Annotated in this window: 5 protein-coding genes and 1 pseudogene; all 6 read left to right on the top strand. The window is 42.1% G+C overall.

The window, feature by feature from the left end:
- A partial coding sequence (locus tag EP737_RS24950) for an extracellular solute-binding protein (protein ID WP_165350935.1) occupies window positions 1–639 on the top strand: 639 nt, incomplete at its 5' end.
- Window positions 640–769: 130 nt separating this feature from the next.
- Entirely contained in the window at window positions 770–1,669 is a 900-nt protein-coding gene (locus tag EP737_RS24955) for a carbohydrate ABC transporter permease (protein ID WP_246040374.1), read from the top strand.
- A gap of 50 nt (window positions 1,670–1,719) precedes the next feature.
- Window positions 1,720–2,568, top strand: a complete 849-nt coding sequence (locus EP737_RS24960) for a carbohydrate ABC transporter permease (protein ID WP_342044485.1) — start codon at window positions 1,720–1,722, stop codon at window positions 2,566–2,568.
- Window positions 2,569–2,585: 17 nt separating this feature from the next.
- On the top strand, window positions 2,586–3,620 hold the full coding sequence (locus EP737_RS24965) for a glycoside hydrolase family 88/105 protein (RefSeq protein WP_129732101.1): 1,035 nt from the start codon (window positions 2,586–2,588) through the stop codon (window positions 3,618–3,620).
- 242 nt (window positions 3,621–3,862) lie between these two features.
- A pseudogene (locus EP737_RS26770) lies at window positions 3,863–4,039 on the top strand (rhamnogalacturonan acetylesterase); the annotation flags it as partial.
- Window positions 4,040–4,222: 183 nt separating this feature from the next.
- The coding region (locus tag EP737_RS24970) for a hypothetical protein (protein ID WP_129732103.1) at window positions 4,223–4,992 on the top strand (770 nt) is incomplete at its 3' end.

Consider the following 4,992-nt stretch of genomic DNA (forward strand, 5'->3'; position numbering starts at 1 on the left):
GGAACGGGTCTTGCATATTCCGATGACAAGTTATTTGTCGAGTATTTTGAGAGACAGCTTCGTTTAGTGAATGCGAAAACATTCCCAACGCCTGATGAGCAAGCGCAGATAAAAGGACTTGAGGATGACTTTATTGTAAAAGGCACAGCCGCAGTAACATGGAACTATTCCAACCAGTATGTTGGTTTTGCACAATTATCCAAATCAGCGCTTAGCCTGCATTTACCACCTGAACAAGCAAAAGAAAAAGCATTATTTTTAAGACCGAGCATGTTCTTCTCCGTTCCAAAGAGCTCTAAGTATAAAGAAGAAGCAGCGAAGTTTATTGACTTCTTTACAAACAATGTAGAAGCGAACAAGCTGATCAAGGGAGATCGCGGTGTACCGGTATCCTCTAAAGTAGCGGACGCTATCAAGCCTGAGCTAAGCGAAGAAGCAAAGAAAGTTTTTGAATATGTAGAACAAGCTTCGCAGCACGCAAGTGAAGCAGATCCGCCTGATCCGCTTGGAAGTGCGGAAGTAATGAAAGCGCTTAAGGATGTTTCTGATCAAATTTTATTCAAGAAAATCACACCTGAAGAGGGTGCGAAGAAATTTAGGGCACAAGCAAACGAAATTCTAGCGAGAAATAAGCAATAAAGACAACGGGAAAGAGTACGAATGCTATAGTACTTAAGGGTTTTCGTACTCTTCCTTATAAAATTAGAATTGATAGGCCGTAATTGCTTTTAATAGAAGCTGACTATTTTCTAGAATGGAGCTGAGAGAGATGAAATTTCGATCAATGAGCGAAAACATAGCCGGATATGCCTTTATTTCCCCATTTATCATCGGTTTTCTGGCATTTACAATCATCCCAATGGCTATTTCCCTATACTTGTCCTTTACGAACTACGATTTGTTTTCCACGCCAAAATGGATTGGCTTAGATAACTATATCGAAATGTTTACAGGGGATGAAAAGTTTTGGCACTCTTTACAGGTTACCTTCACTTATGTATTAGCAGGTGTTCCGCTGAGATTGGCTTTCGCATTATGTGTGGCAATGCTTCTCAATCGTGCTTCTAAAGGAGTTGGGATTTACCGTACACTCTTTTATCTTCCATCTATCATCGGAGGCAGCGTCGCTGTTGCGATCATGTGGCGTAATATTTTTGGGAATGATGGAACAATTAATGCTCTCTTATTCTTCATGGGAATTAATAAAAAGATTCTTTGGTATCAAGATCCAACAAGTGCACTATGGACATTAATTTTGCTTTCAATTTGGCAGTTTGGTTCGTCTATGTTGATTTTCCTAGCAGGCTTAAAAAATATTCCGCCAACATATTATGAGGCTGCCAGTGTGGATGGAGCAAATGGACTACAGCAATTCTTTAAAATTACGTTACCTCAATTAAGCCCAATTATTTTCTTTAATCTAGTAATGCAAACTATTTCAGCCTTTATGACATTTACTCCTGCCTACATTATTTCAAAGGGTGAGGGAGGTCCGCTTGATGGAACACTTCTCTATTCCCTGTATTTGTTCCAAAAAGCCTTTAACTTCTTCCAAATGGGATATGCCTCTGCCATGGCGTGGGTCATGTTGCTCATAGTCGGTTTACTCACATTAATTTTATTTAAAACATCATCTTATTGGGTTCATTATGAGTCAAAGGAGGATTAAAGACTATGAAACTAGTTCAAGAGACTACAAAAAGCGGAATTAGCGAGTCGATGACAGTCAAATCACCTAGATTTAAGCCAAAGAGAATAGTATACCACGCTCTTACGGGCGGGTTAGCGATTTTGATGCTTTATCCGATTATTTGGTTACTAATGAGTTCGTTTAAAGAAAGTTCACAGGTCTTTATCACTGCTCATTCTCTTATTCCACATCCATTCATTTTGAGCAACTATGTACAGGGATGGGAAGGAATTGCTGGTCAGTCCTTTGGTGTATTTATTAAAAACTCCTTAATCATAGTTGGATTATCTACGATCGGTGCTGTCATATCCTCCGCTTGTATCGCTTATGGATTTGCACGTATCCAATTTAAAGGGAAGGCATTCTGGTTTGCTTGTATGATGGTGACAATGATGCTCCCTCAAGAGGTAGTCATGATTCCGCAATATATTCTATTTTCAAAGATTGGCTGGCTGAATTCCTTTAAACCGATTGTTGTACCACAATTTTTTGGACATGCGTTTTTTATCTTCTTAATGGTTCAATTTATCCGTACGATTCCTGTAGAGCTAGATGAAGCCGCTAGAATTGACGGCTGCGGCAGATTTAGTATCTTTTTTAGAATCATTCTACCGCTCATTGTGCCGGCGTTAGCTACATCAGCGATTTTTTCCTTCTACTGGAAATGGGAAGATTTAATCAATCCAGTGCTGTATTTAAACAAAGCGGAAATGTACCCAGTATCGTTGGCATTAAAGCTGTTTTTAGATACGGAAACCGCGTCAAACTGGGGTGCTATGTTTGCGATGTCCGTTGTATCCTTACTTCCGGTTGTACTTATCTTCTTCTTATTCCAAAAGTATATTGTCGAGGGAATTAGCACGAGCGGATTAAAGTAATGGAGAGGAGAACTATCATGCCCGCACTTGTATACGATGAGAACGAACTTCTAACAGTTTTTGATCGTATTGTTCACCGTACCTTCCAAATGGATTTTAATTGGGATTGGCCGGGAGGGGTTGCGTTCTACGGTGTTGCTGAAGCATACGAGGCAACAGGGAAAAGTGAGTATATTGAGCTTTTAAGAAATTGGGTTGATGAAAAATTAGAGGATGGTCTTCCGAAACTTTCAGTGAACGGAGTGTCAATCGGTCACGCACTTTTATCGCTCTACCAAGCTACAGACGATGAGAAATATATGAATGCTGCTACGAAGATGGCTGAATTTTTGCAGAACGATGCAGATCGCTTTGCAGACGGAATTTTCCAGCACACGGTAAATTCAGAAACGTATATCTTTCCTGAACAAGCATGGGTAGACACTATGATGATGGCTGGGTTGTTTTTACTGCGAATGGGAAAATTTCTAGGGAGAGAGGATTTCTTTGAAGATGGATTAAAGCAATATCATGGTCACGAAAACTTCCTCCAGGATGCAGCTACTGACCTATACTATCATGGGTGGGATAATCTTGCACAAAATCATATGTCGGGTGTTTTTTGGGCACGCGGGAACGGGTGGGCTGCCTTAACGATGGCAAAGGCCTTGGAACTTGTTGAAGTGACCCATCCCTCCTACATGATCATCGATGGGTCACTGCGGGACCAATTAAGCGCATTAGTTCGATTACAAGCTGATACCGGTCTATGGCATACAGTGGTGGACAATCCAGAATCGTATCCCGAGGTCTCGGGTTCGGCGGGAATTGCAACAGCCCTTCTTTCTAGGGGATCTTTGTATCATAAACAGGTTCAAAAATCGATTCATGGAGTTTTGGACCATATTACAGGGGACGGCAGGGTAACGCACGTATCTGCGGGGACCGCAGTGATGCGTGATATGCAGGGATATATGGATGTGCCGTACAAACGAATTCAAGGCTGGGGACAAGGATTGACCCTCGCATTTTTGGCAAGCCTGTTGAAGGCGAATAAAAGGGTATTTGATTAAAGGTTACGAGAGAAAACGGATTGTTGAAATACATAGGCAATCCGTTTTGCTTTACACTGTAGGAAAGTATAAATTTCCAGTTAGAATCCAATTCGACGTAGTCGGAAATTTTAGGAATACAGTATAAGTAGGGCTGCGCCTCTGTCTTCACCCAAGGGCAGGGCTTGCCAATCGGCGAGTTTTCTTTATATACCGTCCTGTTGCTTTAAATTATCCAAATTGGAATAGGGTGAATGAATCAAATGGGAAATCAAAATGAACGAATTCAAGTCTTTTTGGCAGGGGATTCCACTGTCGCTAATTGCCCGGAGCACGAGGCGCCGATGGCTGGTTAGGGACAAGTGCTCGGTTCTTTTTTTACTGAGCAGGTCATTGTCCATAATGAAGCAAGGGGCGGGAGAAGCTCAAACAGTTTTATCATTTTCCGACATTCATCCCCCACTTCAAGCACGTGATGGGTGTAGCCCAGTGGTAAGTGGGGGATGAATGTCGGCTAGGCAATCGCCTAGCATATTTGGTGAATAGGGAAATGTAACTGGACAAACGTATGTTCTTTTAGTAATATGTAATTACCAAAATAAACCAGAAGGGAGAAGGAGGGAATGAAGAAGTGCTACTTTTCCAATCGAATCTATAAGCACACGGTCTCTCGCGATGTGAATCAGGAACTTTCTCATTCTCTCCAGCTATATAACCAAGCGATGCGAGCAGCCTATGCCTGGCAGACAAAACATCTGCGCACGGGGAACAAGCCGTATGAAGGCAGTCTTCATCTAGCAATTAAGAAACGATTCCAACTGGATGACTACTATACGAATAGCGCAGTCCAACAAGCAAACGCTCTTCGTACATCGCAAAAGGAATTACAGGTGTTGTATCTGAAACAGGTAGATGTTACCCTTCAATCCATTCAAAAGAAACTAAAAAACGAGCGCAGTAGGCTCACGACATTACGGAACATGAAGCAGTCGATTATGGCTGGAAAACCGAAGCTGTACAAACGAATGGGATATCAGATGCATCAAGCGGCCTCCGGTGCGGTATATGCGCTTCATCGTAAGAACGAGACACAGGTTTGGTTCTCCCTCTATCTGTTTGAACATCGGCATCTAGATAAAGAAATCAAACGTCTCAAGGCAAGAATCGGACAACTTCGGCATCGTCTCTTTCGGCAGGAACAGAAAAAGGAGAAACTAAGGAGAGATATTCCTTCCGCTTTGTTCGGCTCTCGTTCCTTCTTTCGTAAGCAATATACAATGTGTAAGGATCAAAAGAGTCATGCGGCGTGGAGACGTGCATTCCGTTACAAAAGAAACGCCAAGATGACCATCTCCGGACGGAAGGATGCGAAGTATGGGAACTTTGTGTTCCA

This window comes from Ectobacillus funiculus (assembly GCF_004138295.1).
Lineage (GTDB): Bacteria > Bacillota > Bacilli > Bacillales > Bacillaceae_G > Ectobacillus > Ectobacillus funiculus.

Coding starts and splice junctions, on each gene's coding strand:
- EP737_RS24955 (WP_246040374.1), top strand. CDS start 770: ATGAAATTTCGATCAATGAGCGAAAACATAGCCGGATATGCCTTTATT.
- EP737_RS24960 (WP_342044485.1), top strand. CDS start 1,720: ATGACAGTCAAATCACCTAGATTTAAGCCAAAGAGAATAGTATACCAC.
- EP737_RS24965 (WP_129732101.1), top strand. CDS start 2,586: ATGCCCGCACTTGTATACGATGAGAACGAACTTCTAACAGTTTTTGAT.